A 17935-nucleotide genomic window follows, 5' to 3' on the forward strand; every position below is an offset into this window, starting at 1 on the left:
AAAATGGTATATGAGAGCCACCTTTTTCTTGTGGAACAGCTCCGACATATCCTCAGATTCCCTCGAGGAAACGACATAGTTCAGATTCATGCATTTCTTGATATCCGCCTGGTTCTCACACCGGAGGATGTTCTCCCAGATCATATCCACATCATAATCCGTCTCTTCCCTCAGGAACTTCATCAGCTTGACTGTCGGCTCCCCGTAGGTAGAATGAAGAAAATCATCATAATCATGCATAAAGCTCCTGCGTTTAAAGAACGGGCATCTCGTCCGCTTCATTAGTTCTGCAGGCATTTTAAGAAGGGGATATTCCCCGTACTCTTCAAGACCGTCCCACTGGGCATATGCCTGCCATTTATATCCGAGCTCCGCGAAGTGATTCGTAAAATACGTCTCATGGTAAGCCACCGATTCCTTGTAGGTCGTGATCTTCGGAAGATCGTCCCAGTACCTCCTGTAGTCCTCGCTGCCAAAGAGTGTCCTCCTCGCTACAATAAAATGGGACTGCAGATGCTCTCTTATATAGCCGCAGTCGATGATCCCATACGGGTCAAAATCCACCTTATAATAGATATTGGCACCCCAGAAGTCAAGGTCACGCCGGCCCATGCCGTCAAACATTTCCTGCAAAGCAAAAACAGGACCCATAATAGTATGGTTCATCATGACAAGTTCATCATACTCTCCGAGTTTCTCCCAGCCGATCTTCTTCAGCGCGTATTTATAAGCCCCAACATCCAGTCCCTCATTCTCCCGCTCCCATACGCAGCCGGTAAACTCCTGAAAAGCCCTTCTGCCCGCCTCTGTAAGCGTGCCATTCACCACGACATAAATGTCCCTGGCACATTTCTTCATTTCCCGGAGCATATAGGATACATAACGGTCCACCACTCCCTGTCTGTCGTAGAAAAAATATATAACCGCCCTGTTCTTCGTGCCTTTTTCTATCTTCATCGCATCGGCCTTTCTTCTGCATCTATCCCATGATTTTACGAATCTTTTCCGAATCCCCCCATACTCCAGGTGAATCATATGGACGATCCGGATACGCTCCATATTCCGGCCTTATCTTAAAACCATTAGTCTGTATAAATTCATTTACTTTATCCGCTAATGATACAGGCATTCCACTGCAGCAATTAATAACACCTGTTATTTCATCTTGGTTCACTACACAGGATATCTGCTCTGCCAATTGATCTATATTTATAAAATCATATTTATTTTTACCACTATTAAAAGGAAAGGTCTCCTTCCCCTCTCGTTCCATCTGTCCTATCTTTGTAAAAATTGAATGACTCTTTAAATCATCTCCACAGATATAATAGGCACGAATCCAGTAGCATACCGCCTGATACTCTTTTACGAGCTGCATTGTCATCTGCCTTAAAGAATTTTTTGAAATACCATATAAAGAACTGGGATTAGCCGGTGTATCCTCTTTTATCGGGCCCTCCCAATATCCAATCTCATGCATCGTTCCCATCACAGCTATACGGCGCAGCCCTCCTTTTAACAAATTTCTGATAAAAGTATAATGTGCCGGCAAATCCAAAATATGGGAATCGGCATTATGAACAAATCCGTTTCTCCATGCCATATGAAGCACCACATCCGGCTTTCCTAACTGCTCATAAATATCATCGTCGCCAGAAAAAATGGGGACAGAAATTTTTTCAGCCCTATCGTCGATTCCATCCAGCACAAGATCATCAGCAATCACCCGATTCCCCATATTCAAAAGCGTCTCTACCACGTGACGACCAATATAACCATTAGCACCTGTTATCAATACCGTTCTTTTTTGCATTTTTTCACCTCGTTTATGCATTCGGATTTTCATAAAAAAATATAATAAGTTTATTATACTACCTTTAATACCATGTTTCAATTCCCAAAAACTGCTACCTTCTTCGGCCATCTGGTCCGGATATATCATAAGCGTCGCAGACTTCTTTAGTTGGCCCAAACATCTTTACGGTACCGCCTTCCAGCCAAACCACATGATCACACATTTCACGGACCTGCTCCATACTATGTGATACAAACAAAACTGTAGTACCTCCTCCCATTAACTCCAGCATCCTTTTTTTACTCTTTCTTTGAAAATTCTCATCACCAACAGATAAAATTTCATCCACTATTAGAATTTCCGGTTCCACAACAGTTGCAACGGAAAAAGCCAGCCGCACCAACATACCAGAAGAATAATTCCGAATAGGACTGTAAATAAAATCTCCCAGTTCCGAAAACTCTAAAATCTCTTCATACTTACTTTCAAGAAACTCCTTAGAATATCCCAGAATCGCACCGTTTAAAAAAACATTTTCTTTTCCGCTTAAATCCATATCAAAGCCAGAACCTAATTCAAGCATAGGCACAATATTTCCATATCGTTCCACTTCACCCTTTGTCGGCTTCAGAATACCAGAAATGATTTTTAATATCGTACTTTTTCCTGCTCCATTTCGTCCGATAATACCAAGGACCTCACCTTTTTGTACCTCAAAATTCACATTTTCTAACGCCCAAAACTCCCTGAACTTTAATTTCTTTTTTAGAAAAGCCGTAATGAACTCCTTGATACTTGTTATATTATCATTCGCCATTAAAAATCTCATCGAAACATCATTTACTTTTACCATCACCATCTGGTTTACCTCTTTATATATGAAGAACAAATTGATCCTGAGCTTTTTTGAATAAAAGACCGCCAATTAATAACGCTGCAAGCGCAAATCCAAAGCACAAGATAAACTGCATCGGTTCCGGAGAAATCCCGTCTATAATAATCGTCCGGAAAAAGCTCACATAATGATACATCGGATTTATCTTCTGAAATGGATGTAAAAAAGTCCCTTCTATTAACGAAATAGGATAAATAATCGGAGTTGCATACATCCACAGCAGTGTAAATACTCCCCATAAAAATTGCATATCACGAAAGAATACCATCGCGGTAGAAAGGAAAAAAGAAATACCAATTACAAATAATAAAAAACAAACCAGCCCAAAGGGAATCAAAAAATAGGCCAGCGTAATTTTAGTCCCGGTAATCAATGCAACCAAAAACAACGGTATCAGCGACAGTAACAAGTTAATGGATGTCGACAAAACTTTAGAAACCGGATAGATATATTTTGGAACGTATACCTTAGTGATCAGTGAAGCATTCCCTGTTATAGCATTCATAGCCTGTGTTGTTGCATCTGTAAAAAAGTTAAAAAACACAACACCTGTCAATAAATATGCCGGATATGCAGGAACGTCAAATCGAAATATGCGTGAAAAAACGACATACTGAACTCCCATTGTCAATAAAGGATTCAAAAAACTCCATAAAACCCCCAATACGGAACGTTTATACTTAGTCTTAAAATCCCTCGAGATTAATTGCTTTAATAAAAATTCGTATCTTTCCACCGTATATAGGAATTTAAGGCCCCACGTCAGTTTTCCTTGTCTCTCGGCCCTTATATTCCACCCGCAAAACAATAGGAGAAATACAAAAACAATACCTAACGCCACTGGGTACCATATGGCATGACTAGAATCATTGGATTGAATCGCTTTCACACACAAAGAACGGTTCTCAAATTCCATGCCGTTTACAAACAGACTGGCACCATCAGGTTTAGTCGACTGAGTTGTCATTGTGACAGCGCTTCCCTCATTACTTCCTTTAAATGTAAAGCGCAGACCAATAATACCATTCTCAATCTCTGCAGTATTTATACGCTTATTCAGCTTAAAAGACTGCCATTCTCCATTTCCTAATTCAGATATGGCCGCTGAACTTTCTGCCAGGACTTCATTGCTTGACATATCAAGGACTTCTAAATAAACGGTTCCCGAATTTTCTCGTCCATAAGTAAGAAAGTAACCTTCTACGTCATTCAAATATTTATGTTTACTCTTAAACGTCTGAAGAATACTGATTCCATCTGTCAATTCCCCTAAATCTTTTTCAGGCGTCTCCGCGATAGCATACTGTTCTACTGACGTATATTTTATCTGCTCATCCGCAATAAAGAGAAAAAGGAATGCACACAGAACATATATGCCAAGTAATGCAGCACAAATTTTTTTAAGATTATATTTTTTATTCATTAGAATAAACCTTTCTCATATAACATCCTGAACGGTCAGAATTTAAAAGTTTCTTTTAATCCCTTCCATTTCTGATCTTTATCTGAAATAATCAGTTCAACATCCTTCTGAAGCGGCCATTCAACACCGATATCAGGATCGTTCCAGGCCACCCCGCCTTCATCTCCCGGATGATAGAAGTCCGTACATTTATATACAAATTCTGCTTCGTCGCTAAGCACAAGAAAACCGTGAGCAAATCCAGGTGAGATATAGAATTGTTTTTTATTTTCAGCAGATAATTCCACTCCAAACCATTTTCCATACGTTTCCGAATCGGACCGCAGATCGACCGCAACATCGAAAACTGTTCCCTTGATCACGCGTACTAATTTCCCCTGTGGATACTGCTTCTGAAAATGCAGCCCTCTGAGGACTCCCTTTACTGACATAGATTGATTATCCTGCACAAACACCATATTCAAGCCTGCTTCTTTAAAATCATTATAATTATATGTTTCCATAAAATATCCCCTTGCATCTGGATATACCGTTGGCTCGATAACATATAACCCCTTAATGGCGCATGACGTTACTTTTATTTTTCCCATTCTTATCTCTCCTATTTTTATTCATTTTTAATATAAACAGCCATTTTATATAACACTTCAAAATTATAGCATGTATCAGTTACTTTATCAAGTTACCTTCCCTCGAGCGGCTATTTCCTGTTCATCTTAATGAACCGTCTCCTTTTTCCAAAGTTAAATTTTTATTATAATACGGGTCACCCTTGCTAAGAATATCGTTCCATTTATCACTCATATAGTCAATTTCCTTCTGAAACCTCAATTGTTTTTCTACGGTATCTTCTTTTCCCCGGCTTTTCGATTCATAGTGATTCAGACTGACCAACGGTTCATACAATATATCGTATCCTTTTTCTCTGACTTTCAGGCAGAAATCCACATCATTAAACGCAACTGCCAGTCTCTCCTCGAACCCTGCTACTTCCTCAAATACTGATCTTCTTACCATCATACATGCCGCAGTCACCGCACTTAAATTTTGCTGCACCTGTGCCCTTCCAAATTTGCCCATTGAGTCAGCAGGGAATCCATTATAAATATGTCCTGCGATTCCTCCAAGCCCTATTATCACTCCACAATGCTGTAAGGTCATATCTGGATAATACAATTTAACTCCCACCACCGCTGTGTTCTGTCTCTGGCAGTCCGCAACCAAAATCTGCAGCCAATTCTCCTCTAAAACTTCAGTGTCATTGTTCAAAAAAACCAAAAACTCTCCACTGCTGGCTTTCACACCAAAATTATTTATTGCAGAATAATTAAACTTCTGCTTCCACCGCACGACCTTAATTCTATTATTTTTCTCCAGTTCATTGTAATATTCTTGTATCTCTTCTGTCACACTATTATTTTCAACAATAATAATTTCATAATTTGTATAAGAAGTTTTCTTCAGAATAGAATCTATGCATATTTTCAGGCTTTCTTTTTCATCCTTATTAGGTATGATTATCGATACAAGCGGGTTTCCTTTTTGACTATAATATACTTGGTAATAACCTAAATGGCCAGGGAAATGTGCTACTTTTCCATCAATACCGCATCTCTCTAGATGGGCTGCAATGGCTTTCCGCCCCGCCTCATAACAATACATCTTATTTTCTGAGTTCGCTGCTGTAGACTCACTATGAATTCTCCAATGATACAATACTTTAGGTATATGGACAACCTTATCTGCTTTTTCTGTACACCTCAAAATAAAATCATAATCCTGAGAACCATCAAAAGTTGAATCAAATTTGCCGACTTTATCAATGATTTTTTTACTAGCCACAAAAAAATGGCAGATATAATTATTGGATCTTAATAGATCCATATTAAAGTCAGATTTAAAATGAGGATCATAAAACACTTTCAAATTCTTAGACGCTTTATCCTCATCAGAATAAAACACATCCGCATCAGGATTTTGATTTATGGCCTCTGCAACTTCAAATAACGCATCAGGCGTTAATACGTCATCATGATCCAATAATGCTATAAATTCTCCTGCCGCCATCATCATAGCCTGATTTGTATTTCCAGAGATCCCTTCATTTTTATCTAATTTTTTATACAAAATCCTAGAATCTGTCTTCCTCTTTGACTCTACCACATCTCTTACGACACAGTCTTCACTGCCCCCATCAGCAATACACAGTTCCCAATTTTCATAAGACTGTTTCTGCACGGAATCTATCATTTGTATTAAAAATTCTTTAGGAGTATGATAAGCTGGCACCACAATACTGATCTTGGGATTATAAACAAATATCTTCCGCCTCTGATCTTCAAGGATTGTATTATCAGCCATATTTTTTCTAAACCATCTGTCATACAGGCACATTTCATTCGTATAACGGTCCTTCCACCCCTCTTTCAGCACCGCCGGACCTTTTTTAATTAAGGTTGCCATATCTCCTTTGATATCGCTCCAAGAAGTTTCTTTAATAATCTCCAGCAAATCTTGATATTTTTTACTTCTTTTCTTTGTTTGTTTTATAATAGCCTTTCTAGTTATATGCACCGTCGAACTATGTTCGCTGTCGCTGATCATCATTTGAAATCTTGATGTTTTTTCGTCGGAAAGTTCAATTTGGAAACCTGCTAAGTATCGATAAGCATCTCCAAAAAACAATCTGCTAATGTCGGAGCGCGCTGATCGCCTTAATTTAAATGCTATCGGACTTCCTCCTTCATCTTTGAGCTCATAATTCAATGGTTCTTCCGACATCGAGACAGCCCAGCCTTCAATCGTGATGATTCCGCTATCTATATCCAATTTATCCAAAGAGTAAACTATGGAACTTTTCTCAGCCAATTCCATCATATCAGCTTTAGAACATTTAAATATAATCAATTTTGTTTCATTTTTCTCTGCTTTTATATATAGATCTTCCTGCAGGCTGTTCTCTTCTAACGACACGCGCAGAACAAAACCAATCCCTTTCGTCTCGTTTATATGTTGTTTCGCTGATAATTCATTGATTACATCTTTCCGAAAAATTCTCTCTTCAAAATCAGCAGAAACTCTATTCTCACCTATATAGAAAGTTAAGGTGTAATCATCGCGTCCATTAACCACACACCAACCTTGTACATTTAGATAGAAACAAGATTCTTTCACATAACATGTTGCAGCATCTATCGCATATCTATCCATCTTCACAGGACATTTCCTCCCATTATTTATTACAGGCATCTCATTCCCAGCATTTGCGTCCATATCATTGCAAACAGCAAAAACGCTGATATGGAAATAACAACAAAATTACGCACGGAGTCCGAACACGAAATCCGAATTTTTTTATTTCCCGCAGCCAAAAACAGCGGCAGTAAGAGCGGCACAAAGTATCTGCCCTGCACTCCTGAAATGTAACTGCTGCCGGGAACTGTAAAAGTCAGATAAAAGGCAGTCCAAATCAAACTGACACTGGCAGCAGCTATTAAAAACAAAAAGAATTTTTGTTTGCCTGACAGTATCTTTTTATCACCTGAACCTTCTGTTAAGATCACAATACATGTATAAACAATGCTCACTGTTCCAAAACCGGCAATGCCCCAATGGCCTAAGATCAAGAAAGCTTCTGCTCCCATCAGACAGGAAGGCAGCCTTCTCCATATATTTTGAAATAGAATTTTTATATAGGAAAAAGGCTGAGTCAAAACGTACCTCATCTGAAGAGCTACATTGACGTCCCCGCCTCTAGTATCACCGAAATTAGAGGGTGACATAAGGCTGGGCAGAACAAATGAGGCAAGCAGCGCTAAAAATATAAATACAACTCCCGCACGCATCAGCCATTTCTGACGTTTATTTTCAAATTTAGAACCAGAAATCAATAAGCCGATCAGCACCAGCGGTGCATATACCGCTTTCGGCAGTATCCCCCATACCAAACAAGCTAAGGCCACAAAATAATCTGTCCAGGAAAACCTCCTGTCTTTTTCTATTATCTCCCGCAAGAGCAAAGACAGCCCAAGGGATATAAAAGCAATCACCACAGAATCGTAAGAATAACAGCAAGCTAAAAACATGGGGGTCGGCATCAAAGCTATCACTGTTAAAATTCTTTTGCCAGTCGGAATTATACGTATCGCCAGACACATGATCAAACAGTAAAGAAGAAGCCCTCCAAAACGCCCAAACTGATAAAGCACCGTAAACGGCATATGGAGAAATCTTCCCGCTTTTAAAAACAATGCCGGAGCTATATAACCGGTTGTATAGATGTCTACCCCGGAACTTTGGATAACGGCTCCTGTCCCTCCTTCTGCACAAACGTCATTAAAATATTTGTCAATTTCTTGTCGTTCCTCTAAAGAAGAAGGCAGATTCAATGGCCAGGTTTCTATCCCACAGTTGAAAAGATTGACAAAATCGGATGATACTTCCTCTCCCCCTGGATATAGGGATAATTCATAAGCTCTGCGAAAATGAATTTCTTCGTCCCATCCTACCTTCGTAGCTGGAAAGCACAAAAGCATGAGGATACCACCTGCCAGACCGACTGTCAAAAACAAATATTCAATTTTCTTTCCAAAAAAACCATGATAAACAGATATAAACAAAATCAATAAACAAATCAAAAATACGATCACAATCCTGTAAGGATTCCAGTTGAATACATTTTTCACGTAAAATCCTGTTATATCCAATTCCAGAGAAGACAGATCGATATAGCTGACACCATCCTCTAAAAGTAATGACGTATCCGTATATAGTTCAATCCAATCTACATTACGCCTGATATTAATCACAGATTGGCGGATGACCGCACTGTTCTTATCTATCAGTTCTTTTTGTTCAGCTTTCCCAAATTCATTATGATATTGTATCCTCACCTTCATATCCAGAAGGCCTTCGTAATGATACGTATATACGAATTTATCAACGTATCTGCCCTGCAGATCCAAATGGATGGTTCCGCTGTTTTCAGTAAACCGGTATCCTTCTCCAGTATTGCTAAAGCCCGTTACATCAATATCTTCCTCAGATATTTGAAGCATCCCTTTCTCATTCCCTTTCAAACGGATATAAGAAAGGTTGCTCCCCACTTCTATACAGATTGTAAACAGCACTATCAAAAATAGACCTATCGATAATTTTTTCCACCTCTTAAGATGCTCAATCTTATATGCCATTCTTCTGAATATTCCTACCGTCACTCTTTCACTTTTATCCATCTGTATCTCCTTAAAAAACCGTATTCAGAGAAACTGCCACTATCTTCTGTACAACAAGTGCGTTAAAGCATATGGCGAGCACAATGATCCACTTATCCATATTCTTCCGCAAAACAATCTTATTATTTCTCAAAGTCAATAAGAAAAGTGGAAGAATTGGGAGAAAATACCTTCCCTGGATTCCTTCGATAAAGCTCCAGCTGGCAGGCGTCCAGCCAAGAAGCATCGACATGCCGATCAAAAACATAATACTTAAACATATCGCAATACACCACACTTTTTGTCCGCATTTCATACCTTTCATTTCATCCTCTGTTTTCAGGCACGATAAAAACAAAAGAAATGAAAACGCAAGCACCGCCAATTCTCCTATGCAGATATTTCTCCATCCCAGTTCATAGCCTATCATATGAGTCAAATAAAAACCGGAGTATTCTCTCACCGTATTGATCAAAAGAAAAAAGAACCTGGCGGGATTTTTCATGAGCATTCCCAACGTATATCCCGGCTCGCCAGCCCAGGATATATAATTTTCTCCCGTCCCGATATAGCCCGCTATCGCTGTCATGTTATTAAGCAGCAGCGACAGGACCGCAGTTCCCAAAACCGCTCCGGCGGATATCCAGTAAAATTTTTTCGAACTGAATTTCTCCCGCGGAATCAGCAGACAAAGGCCGGCCAAAAGAATATACACTGTCTTACACGGAGCCAGCAGACCTAGTAATATTGCCAGTACCGCAACTTCTCTCTTTCCCACCTTGTCCGCAGTCTGGCTGTATCGAAAACATACCGCCGTAAACAATATGGCCAGGGCCAATGCAGGCGTATCATAAGACATAGAAGAGATCAGCTCCAGTGTCATTGGAAGCATAGCCGCTGCAAACAGAACCATCTTTCCGAACGGTATCCATTTTATAGCCCAATACATACATCCGGCAAATGTCAATAAATTCATCAGACGGCCAAGAAACATGGTCATAGCCCATCCAAAATTCATAAGCCTTCCCAACGTGATGCCCACCGCCTGAGGAATGTATGGCACCGGTCCTGTATTTACCAGTTTATAATCAAAGATAACCGTTTCCGCACTCTGACAAGGCTTAAAAAAAGAGTCTGCCAATGTCAGATAATTCTCTTTTGTATTTCGGTGGTCAAACGAAGCCCTGGCGTCTTCCGCCCGCATATAAACATGACCCTCTTCATCGGCCGCTTCCTTATGCATCATGACATTGGACCACTTATAGGCGGTGGCATAATGGGCGATCTCATCCGGCGCCGTGAGCGGAGGGAGAATAAACATATAGACGATTCCGACCGTAAGACAGCAGACCAAAAACAGTTTTTCAATTTTTAGCTTCTTCGTTTTTATCAAATAAAAAGAAAGTCCAAAACAGAACAAAAGTAAAAAAAGAGAAAACACACAGTACAAAACTAAAAGCCGCATGCTGAATGGCTTTAATACAGGCAAAATACATGCCTTTAAGGTAGTGAACCATAGAGCTGTCAGAATCAAAACGGCGCCAAACCAAAACACCCACATTTTTTTTTCACTTACCCTGCGCCATATTTCTTTCCGTTTCTCCATCTCCACTCCCATAAACACTCTTCCGCTAAGTCATCGTTTCTTTTTCGCATTCACCTTCAGATATATCTGAATCAGTTCATTCCTCGCATGGCGTATCATCATGCTGACCCAAAGCTCAAAACGGTTCAGATGGACGGCCCCCAGCGCGTTATGCTTTTTCAGCAGATTCTTATGTTCCAGATTATAAGTCTTCCTGTCACCATTAATCAGATTCCCCGTATTGGAATCGTTCCTGACCCGGAATCCGTTCAGCTCTTCATGAATCACATAGATTTTTCCCAGGCAGGCCATCCGAAGCCACATATCAAAGTCCAGGATATATGGAAATTTGGGGTCAAATCCTCCAGCTCTCTCATAGGAGCTCCTCGGAAACAGCGTATTGCAGGGAGCGCCAAAGAAGCTCTTGAATATCAGCGCCCGTTTGGCCACCTTTCTGCCCTCTAAGAGACCTGCCTTCGGATACCGTTTAAAACACCCTGTCCGCCCCCCATTTTCATCTATCAGAGCCGTGTCGCTCATCACCAGCGTCACATCCGGATGCTTCAAAAGCGCTCCCAGCTCTTTTTGAATGCTGTCCGCATATAGAATATCATCTGCACAGACCAGCTTGATATAATCTCCCTTCGCTTCCGCCAGGCACTTGTTCCAGTTACCAGTCATGCCCAGATTCTTTTCATTCTGGACCAGGCGCATTCTGGAATCTTCAATGTTCTTCACAATCTCCACTGTATTGTCTTTAGAGCAGTCATCCACCACGACCAGCTCAATATTCTTATAGTTCTGATCCAATATGGACTCAATGGTTTTCTTTATATAAACCGCGCTGTTGTAAGCCGGAATACATACGCTTACTAAAGGCATCATTTCTCTGGCTCCTTCTCCTGTTCCTTAAGTCTCTTCTCCGATTCATTGTCATCCAGCGCGATCTTCTGCACCAGCTCTTTCATCTTGGTCTCCAGCTGGGAAATCCGGATCGACATGGAGAAATTTTTCACCAAAAGCAGGAAGATCATCAGCAGAAAAATAAAATTCGCAGTGGACATAGTCCCCACCAATCCTGACAGCCAGTCCGCCGCTGTCGGGAAAACGCTGAAGATCACCAGCAGCACGGCGAAAAATACCCAAAACATAGAATCCTCAATCTGCGCCTTAGCCTGGCGTATTTTTCTCATCATCAGCAGCAGGACAAGGAGGGACATCAAAATTAAGATCATCCGCAGTACCGTCGTCATCGTTCATCTCCTCCATTCTTCCTGCGGTAACGCTTATCCCGCTTTCTGAAATTCTGAATCAGTAAAATGGAAAACAGCATCTTGCTCATATATTTCACCGCATTCACAGGATTCAGGTAACTTTCTCCGGCAATGCGCTCATCCATTTTCACCTGGACCTCCGCCACTTTGGCTCCCTGCTTCAGCAGATAAGAAATCGTATCCGGCTCCGGCCCATAATTCAGGCTCAGGGCAAATTCCTCCATCATCCGCCGGCTGAACATCCGCATCCCAGAGGTAGGATCTTTTATCCTCACGCCAGTCGTCAGCCGGATGGCAGCGGAAATCAGATTGCTTCCCAGCATCCTCATGGTCTTCGGTTTCTTTTCCGAAACAAACCGAGAACCGATGACGATATCATATCCCTCTTCCATCTTGTCCTGCATCGTCTGGATGAATTCCGGCCGGTGCTGCCCATCCCCGTCAAACTGAATGGCATACTGATAATGGTTCCGGTAAGCATATTTTAATCCTGCCTGAAAGCCTCCCGCCAAGCCCAGATTCACCGGCAGATCCAGAAGATGATATCCTTTTTTTCTGCAGATCTCAGCTGTCTTATCCTTTGAGCCGTCGTTGACCACCACATAATCAAACTGGGGATAATAAAAGATCAGGTTGTCCACCACCCGCTCGATATTCTTCTCTTCATTATAGGCCGGAATTACAATCAAGACGTCCGCCATCATTTGTTCCTCCAATATTTCTTATTCATACTGCAGGCCAGCACTATCTTTGCCGGAAGCTTTTTATATCGTTTTCCCAACAGATATCCCGCATATTTGCAGGCTGTAGTAAAAAGCATTCCCGGAATCAGGTAGATCCGCCCGCACCTGACCAGAAATTTCATGGTATTTATCACCAACGCAAAGCCCTCCCGTTCTGAACGGATCCCCCGGAACACTTCCGGATGCTCCGCCTGAGATACGGCCAGATCAAAATTCCTCTGAAGCTGTACCTTATTGGACAGATTATGGGAATGGATGACCCGGGCGCCTGCTGCATAAGCCACCGCATATCCGGCCTGCACTGCTCTCCCGGCAAATATCATATCCTCATTGAAAATGGTCTTTTCTGGAAATCCCCCCTGCAAAAGAAACAAATCTTTTCGATAAGCGGCGCAGACGTTGGATGCAAAAAAGGTCTTTATGCCCATAGCGGGGATATCTTCCTTCGTTTTGATACGGGACTGCGCCGGATAATTAAAACTCCTGGTATACTGTTCAACAGGTCTGCAGTCCTTGTCTGGCATCTGGCGTCCATAGCTGAGTATAATCTCCGTTCCTCCCAGATTCCCCGCAGACGCCCCGCAGAACTCCCCGAAAAAAGGTTCCGTCAGCATTTCTATCATATGGTCGTCTTCCGGCACGGCATCCTGCGTCATATATACCACGACTTCTCCGTCACAATATTCCATCCCTCTGTTTCTGGTGCCGCCATGATCAAATTCATCCCGGGAAAGAAAATGGCACTCCACCGGTATATCACTCTCCAGAATCCACCGTTCCAGCTGTGCTCCCTGACTCTCTCCTGAAGCATCGTCCGGGTCTGTAATCATCAGGACGATCTTATCTGGCTTTCTGCACTGACGGTTCAGCATATGAAGCAAATGTCCCAATTTTCCTTCCGGTTTATAAACGGGTACCACCACATCTATCTTCCCTGTTTTTTCCTCTGTCATATCTCGCCTCCAGATAAAACGTCTGGCCTTCGCCGTTTTCAGCTTCCAGCTTCTTGTTTCATGGATTTCCGGTACTGGAACCAGGCATTTCCGAAAAACAGCGCCACCAGAACGCCCATCGCCAGTGTGTAGCAGACCGCCCCGCCCAAAATCCCCAGTTGACTCACCAACACAGGCGCCGCGATCAGCGCAAGGATAAAGGCGGCTCCATAACAAACCAGAATCTGAATCTGCCTCCGCATGGTGGTCAATGCGTAATAGAGAAGCATGACCGCTGCATTGAATCCTCCTCCAAGAATTAAAATAACCAGTGCGCCCCGATACGGTGTCAGATCATGGCCGAATATCAGAGAAAGCACCGGAATTCCCAGAAGAAACGCGCCCAGACAGCATATTGCCGTCAGCGCCACGATCCCTAAAAGGAGTTTGTTCACAATCTGTTTGAACTTTTTCCATTCTCCTGCTTTATAGCTGTTTCCCATGGTTGTCAGAAGCGGCTTGAACATAAAGCCGCTCAAAAGGTTGATGGTCGAGGTGGGCAGATAAATATCCGTATAATATGTGACCGCCTCTTCCGTCATATGGGCGTCAATGGCATATTTTGCAGCATTGCAGATATAAAGATACAGAAAACTGCCTATAAAAAGAAAGAAACAGTCCTTCAGCAGATGGTATACCCGGTCCCATGCGTAAGAGAGACGGAGCGGCTCAAACTCCCGTATTATCACCAAGTCAAAGACCGCAAATGCAAACACCGCAGCAGCAACTGCGGCCACGCTTGCTGCAACAATATCCTTTGAAATGATTACTGTAAGGATGAATACTCCTCCGGAAAAAGCGGTTCGAAAAGCCATGGACTTCCCGGCGATATCCAGCCGGCCCTGTCTGTGGAACTCTCCTTCAAACACATCCGCGACGCCATCCATCAGCTTATAAAAACACATGAGGAGTATCACAGCCGCTTTTACTGCAGAAGGCCTGCTTGCAATGACATAGACAAATCCTGCCGCCGCCATCGCCCCGCTTGTGATCATCCTGGCTGAAAGATATTCGGGAAAAGAATATTGACGGCTCACATCTGTGACATGAAAAGGGCGCACTTCATAATAACCAATCGTAAGCAGCATCTGTCCCGTTGTAAAAGCAATGGAAAAGATACCCCCGTAGTATTCTCCCGTGGCTCTCGCCGCCACTGCAAAAAGCAGGATACTGGACAACGCGAACAGCAGACTTCCTGCCATATTCCAGATAACGTTCTTTTTTCCCTGGTTCTTTCCATTCCCCATTATCAGGGCTTTCCATTTACTCATATTATTTTTATTCTCTCCCATATTCTCCGAAATCCAGCTGATACGGATAGTGATTCTTGCGCTTCTCCACCGGGGGGAGCGTCATAAAATCAGGATGCATCTGGGAAAGCATTTTTTCTATATGATTCGGAAAATTCAATTTTATATCCTCAAAGGGCTCCTGTCTGAGCGGATACAAGTCCGTTTTTTCTATGGTATTCCAGAAGCGGTCCGTATCGCATAAATAACTCAGCCGTCCTGTTTCCCTGTCCTGATACCGGGTCATGGCTGCTTTACACTTCTGATATATTTTTTTCCTGGAAAACCCAAAGAATTTCAGAAACAGATGAGCCGCCCGGCAGACAGCCCTCTCCGCCGCCACTTTAAAACCGGTTCCCAATATCACCGGCTTCGGCATACAGCGCAGTATGAGGATCTTGCTCCAAAACCACGCGTCCCTTGCCTGCTTTCGGTATTCCTTATCATCATCTGATACGTTGTCAAAGGGATAGATGTCCAGGAAAATCCCCAGCTCACAATCAATATCCCGAAGAGCTTCTTCCCGGAACCTGGTTCCTTTCAGCATCCATCGAGTGGTAGTCAGAGGATAATTTTCATCATACTCCGCGTTCATCACCGTGTATTTCTCTCCGAATTCCTCCCTGGCGACCCGAATGAATTTTTCATAATCCTTCCGGGGCAGGCATACGTCTATATCATCATCCCACGGAATGAATCCCCGATGGCGCAGCGCCCCTATGGCTGTCCCGGCAAAGGAAAAATAAGTCAGCTCATATTTACTGCAGAGATAAAGAAAATCCTTTAAAATCCCAAGTTCGATCCCCTGAAGAGTTTTAAGTGTTGAATCATCGTATTCCTTAAACATATCATGTGCTCCGTTCCCTGTCCGGATCTATGCCTTTTTCACCTGGCAGGACCGGAAAGCTCTGTTTTTAACGCTTTTAAAAGCAGCTCGTTCTCTTCCGGCCGTTTTACCGCCAGCCGTATATACTGCCCGTTTCCAAACCCTCTCTTTGCAGACAGGTCTTTGATCAGAAGATCATATTTTTCCAGCAGGGATGCCGCCAGCTCACTGCTGTTAAATCCATCCATAAGCTCACACATCAGATAATTGGCCTGGGAAGGAATCGGGCGAAGATGCGGAACAGTATTTAGAGACGCAATATATTCACTCCTTACTTCTTTAAATAGTTCCATCGCCCTGCTGTAATCCCCTTTGTACTTTTCAGCGATCTGCATATAATACTCCCCAAAGGAATTGATATTCCAAATGGCCGCCTGTTTTTTCATCCTGCCGATAAATTTCGTATCGCTGCCTGCGATCACACCCAGGCGCAGCCCCGGTACTCCATAAGATTTTGAAATGCTCTTTACCACAAAGAGCGCCGGATAACGTATCAGGACGTCCTGATGCAGCAGGGAATTTTCTTCCATATCCCCATCCGCAAAATCCACGAAAGACTCATCCAGGACAAAGCGGATATTCTTTCTCTCCGCCCATTCTGCCATCCGAAGCACATCCTTCCCTGGAATATAGCTGCCGGAGGGATTGTCCGGATTAATCAGCACCAAGATGGCAATATCCTTTTCTCCGAAATATTCCATAAGTTCATCCGCCGTATATGTGAAATCCCGATTGCCGGGTGTGAACACCTCCAGCTCTTCTTTTTTTCTGTTCGGATATTCTTCAAAGGTCGGGTATACCGTCCCAAGCTTTCCAGGCACCATTTCCATCATGAGCTTTATAAGCTCTGCGGCGCCGTTTCCCACACAGACCTGCTCTTTTTTAAGGCCAAAATATTTTGCCGCCACGAGGCTGTTGACCTCCATCCCAGATGGATAATTGGTCAAAAGCTCTGTAAAACTGGCTTTCAGTTCGTCCACCAGTTTTTCCCCGGGATAAAACGGATTCACCAGATAACAGAAGTCCTTAAGGTGCGGATATCTCCAATATCCGCCATAACGGCCGGAAATCTTCTTAAGCTTTTCTTCCCCCCCAGCAAACAGGGATTCTGCGATATCCAGGTCTTGTTCATCGTCAATCTCATACCAGAGCTCTCCGTTCAGACGCAGCCCTTTGATGACAGGCGTATCGAGGAGCGTGATCACCTTCAGTACCTGCTCATAATATTCGTTGTTGCCCAGAGCCTTACAGTATGCCTCCAGGAAAGGAACATAGTGGGAATTGGAAAATTCTTTTCCGAATTTGTAAATATTTACCGTCTTATAGTACTTGTCCACGTCGGAAAAGCGGAAGCTTTTCTTTCCGATAAAATCCAGAATATTGTCTTCTTCATCCAGCGTCACCACAGTTCCGTCCATCCAGCTCTCGTACTTCGCCACAAGAGCAAGGCTGGGATAGGGATCATACACCAGCTTTTCCAAAACGGCTTTTTCAAATATCAGATCCGACTCCAGGAGCAGCGTATCTTCCTCTGTCAGATAATCCTTCGCCATATATAAGGAATAGATGTTATTGGTCTTGTAGTAGATCTGATTGTCAACATATATGATGGGAGTCTCTATGGACAAGGTCCTAATATAATCCATCAGTTTTTGCCCCTCATACCCCACTACAATGACAATCCTGGACAGACCAAGTCCGTCCAGCTGAGTCAGCGCCCTCTCGATCAGCGTGACACCGTCGACCTTGACCATACATTTAGTCGCGTCTTTTGTCAGCTCTTTAAGCCTTTTCCCCATACCTGCCGCTAAGATGATTGCCTGCATATATTCCTCCTGTA

Annotated in this window: 15 protein-coding genes; all 15 read right to left on the bottom strand. The window is 42.7% G+C overall.

Annotated elements, in window-relative coordinates:
- Window positions 1–957: rhamnan synthesis F family protein (locus LQE92_RS05800; protein ID WP_231062058.1), on the bottom strand; the 957-nt coding region annotated here is incomplete at its 3' end.
- A 22-nt stretch (window positions 958–979) separates the two neighbouring features.
- Window positions 980–1924 (bottom strand): NAD-dependent epimerase/dehydratase family protein, encoded by a 945-nt coding sequence (locus tag LQE92_RS05805; protein WP_231062059.1) that lies wholly within the window; start codon window positions 1922–1924, stop codon window positions 980–982.
- Window positions 1908–2648: an ABC transporter ATP-binding protein gene (locus LQE92_RS05810; protein ID WP_231062228.1), complete on the bottom strand. Its 741-nt coding sequence runs from the start codon at window positions 2646–2648 to the stop codon at window positions 1908–1910. Before LQE92_RS05810 ends, LQE92_RS05805 begins: the two co-directional genes overlap by 17 nt.
- A 19-nt stretch (window positions 2649–2667) precedes the next feature.
- Window positions 2668–4113, bottom strand: a complete 1446-nt coding sequence (locus LQE92_RS05815) for an ABC transporter permease (RefSeq protein ID WP_231062060.1) — start codon at window positions 4111–4113, stop codon at window positions 2668–2670.
- Window positions 4114–4148: 35 nt separating this feature from the next.
- Window positions 4149–4703, bottom strand: coding sequence for a dTDP-4-dehydrorhamnose 3,5-epimerase (gene rfbC, locus LQE92_RS05820; RefSeq protein ID WP_231062061.1), 555 nt, complete (start codon window positions 4701–4703; stop codon window positions 4149–4151).
- Between the two features lie 121 nt (window positions 4704–4824).
- Entirely contained in the window at window positions 4825–7323 is a 2499-nt protein-coding gene (locus LQE92_RS05825) for a glycosyltransferase family 2 protein (protein WP_231062229.1), read from the bottom strand.
- 29 nt (window positions 7324–7352) lie between these two features.
- A complete protein-coding gene (locus tag LQE92_RS05830; protein WP_231062062.1) occupies window positions 7353–9347 on the bottom strand; it encodes a DUF2142 domain-containing protein in 1995 nt (664 codons plus the stop codon).
- 10 nt (window positions 9348–9357) lie between these two features.
- The gene (locus tag LQE92_RS05835) at window positions 9358–10944 is read right to left on the bottom strand and encodes a DUF2142 domain-containing protein (RefSeq protein ID WP_231062063.1); all 1587 of its coding nucleotides are present in this window, start codon (window positions 10942–10944) and stop codon (window positions 9358–9360) included.
- An 18-nt stretch (window positions 10945–10962) separates the two neighbouring features.
- Window positions 10963–11796 (bottom strand): glycosyltransferase, encoded by an 834-nt coding sequence (locus LQE92_RS05840; protein WP_231062064.1) that lies wholly within the window; start codon window positions 11794–11796, stop codon window positions 10963–10965.
- Window positions 11793–12164: a DUF2304 domain-containing protein gene (locus LQE92_RS05845; protein ID WP_231062065.1), complete on the bottom strand. Its 372-nt coding sequence runs from the start codon at window positions 12162–12164 to the stop codon at window positions 11793–11795. The genes LQE92_RS05840 and LQE92_RS05845 overlap by 4 nt, the downstream gene beginning before the upstream one ends.
- Window positions 12161–12886, bottom strand: a complete 726-nt coding sequence (locus LQE92_RS05850; RefSeq protein ID WP_231062230.1) for a glycosyltransferase family 2 protein — start codon at window positions 12884–12886, stop codon at window positions 12161–12163. Before LQE92_RS05850 ends, LQE92_RS05845 begins: the two co-directional genes overlap by 4 nt.
- Window positions 12886–13881, bottom strand: coding sequence for a glycosyltransferase (locus tag LQE92_RS05855; RefSeq protein ID WP_231062066.1), 996 nt, complete (start codon window positions 13879–13881; stop codon window positions 12886–12888). The genes LQE92_RS05850 and LQE92_RS05855 overlap by 1 nt, the downstream gene beginning before the upstream one ends.
- 38 nt (window positions 13882–13919) lie before the next feature.
- The gene (locus LQE92_RS05860; protein ID WP_231062067.1) at window positions 13920–15191 is read right to left on the bottom strand and encodes a lipopolysaccharide biosynthesis protein; all 1272 of its coding nucleotides are present in this window, start codon (window positions 15189–15191) and stop codon (window positions 13920–13922) included.
- 7 nt (window positions 15192–15198) lie between these two features.
- Entirely contained in the window at window positions 15199–16056 is an 858-nt protein-coding gene (locus tag LQE92_RS05865) for a LicD family protein (RefSeq protein ID WP_231062068.1), read from the bottom strand.
- Window positions 16057–16094: 38 nt separating this feature from the next.
- Window positions 16095–17921, bottom strand: coding sequence for an aminotransferase class I/II-fold pyridoxal phosphate-dependent enzyme (locus LQE92_RS05870; protein WP_231062069.1), 1827 nt, complete (start codon window positions 17919–17921; stop codon window positions 16095–16097).
- Window positions 17922–17935 lie beyond the last annotated feature (14 nt).

This window comes from Lientehia hominis (assembly GCF_021044755.1).
GTDB lineage: Bacteria > Bacillota > Clostridia > Lachnospirales > Lachnospiraceae > Lientehia > Lientehia hominis.

What these genes read in the sequence shown, in the direction of transcription:
- LQE92_RS05805 (WP_231062059.1), bottom strand. Translation starts at nt 1,924, where the DNA reads ATGGCCGAAGAAGGTAGCAGTTTTTGGGAATTGAAACATGGTATTAAA.
- LQE92_RS05810 (WP_231062228.1), bottom strand. Translation starts at nt 2,648, where the DNA reads ATGGTAAAAGTAAATGATGTTTCGATGAGATTTTTAATGGCGAATGAT.
- LQE92_RS05815 (WP_231062060.1), bottom strand. Translation starts at nt 4,113, where the DNA reads ATGAATAAAAAATATAATCTTAAAAAAATTTGTGCTGCATTACTTGGC.
- rfbC (WP_231062061.1), bottom strand. Translation starts at nt 4,703, where the DNA reads ATGGGAAAAATAAAAGTAACGTCATGCGCCATTAAGGGGTTATATGTT.
- LQE92_RS05825 (WP_231062229.1), bottom strand. Translation starts at nt 7,323, where the DNA reads ATGGATAGATATGCGATAGATGCTGCAACATGTTATGTGAAAGAATCT.
- LQE92_RS05830 (WP_231062062.1), bottom strand. Translation starts at nt 9,347, where the DNA reads ATGGATAAAAGTGAAAGAGTGACGGTAGGAATATTCAGAAGAATGGCA.
- LQE92_RS05835 (WP_231062063.1), bottom strand. Translation starts at nt 10,944, where the DNA reads ATGGGAGTGGAGATGGAGAAACGGAAAGAAATATGGCGCAGGGTAAGT.
- LQE92_RS05840 (WP_231062064.1), bottom strand. Translation starts at nt 11,796, where the DNA reads ATGATGCCTTTAGTAAGCGTATGTATTCCGGCTTACAACAGCGCGGTT.
- LQE92_RS05845 (WP_231062065.1), bottom strand. Translation starts at nt 12,164, where the DNA reads ATGACGACGGTACTGCGGATGATCTTAATTTTGATGTCCCTCCTTGTC.
- LQE92_RS05850 (WP_231062230.1), bottom strand. Translation starts at nt 12,886, where the DNA reads ATGGCGGACGTCTTGATTGTAATTCCGGCCTATAATGAAGAGAAGAAT.
- LQE92_RS05855 (WP_231062066.1), bottom strand. Translation starts at nt 13,881, where the DNA reads ATGACAGAGGAAAAAACAGGGAAGATAGATGTGGTGGTACCCGTTTAT.
- LQE92_RS05860 (WP_231062067.1), bottom strand. Translation starts at nt 15,191, where the DNA reads ATGAGTAAATGGAAAGCCCTGATAATGGGGAATGGAAAGAACCAGGGA.
- LQE92_RS05865 (WP_231062068.1), bottom strand. Translation starts at nt 16,056, where the DNA reads ATGTTTAAGGAATACGATGATTCAACACTTAAAACTCTTCAGGGGATC.
- LQE92_RS05870 (WP_231062069.1), bottom strand. Translation starts at nt 17,921, where the DNA reads ATGCAGGCAATCATCTTAGCGGCAGGTATGGGGAAAAGGCTTAAAGAG.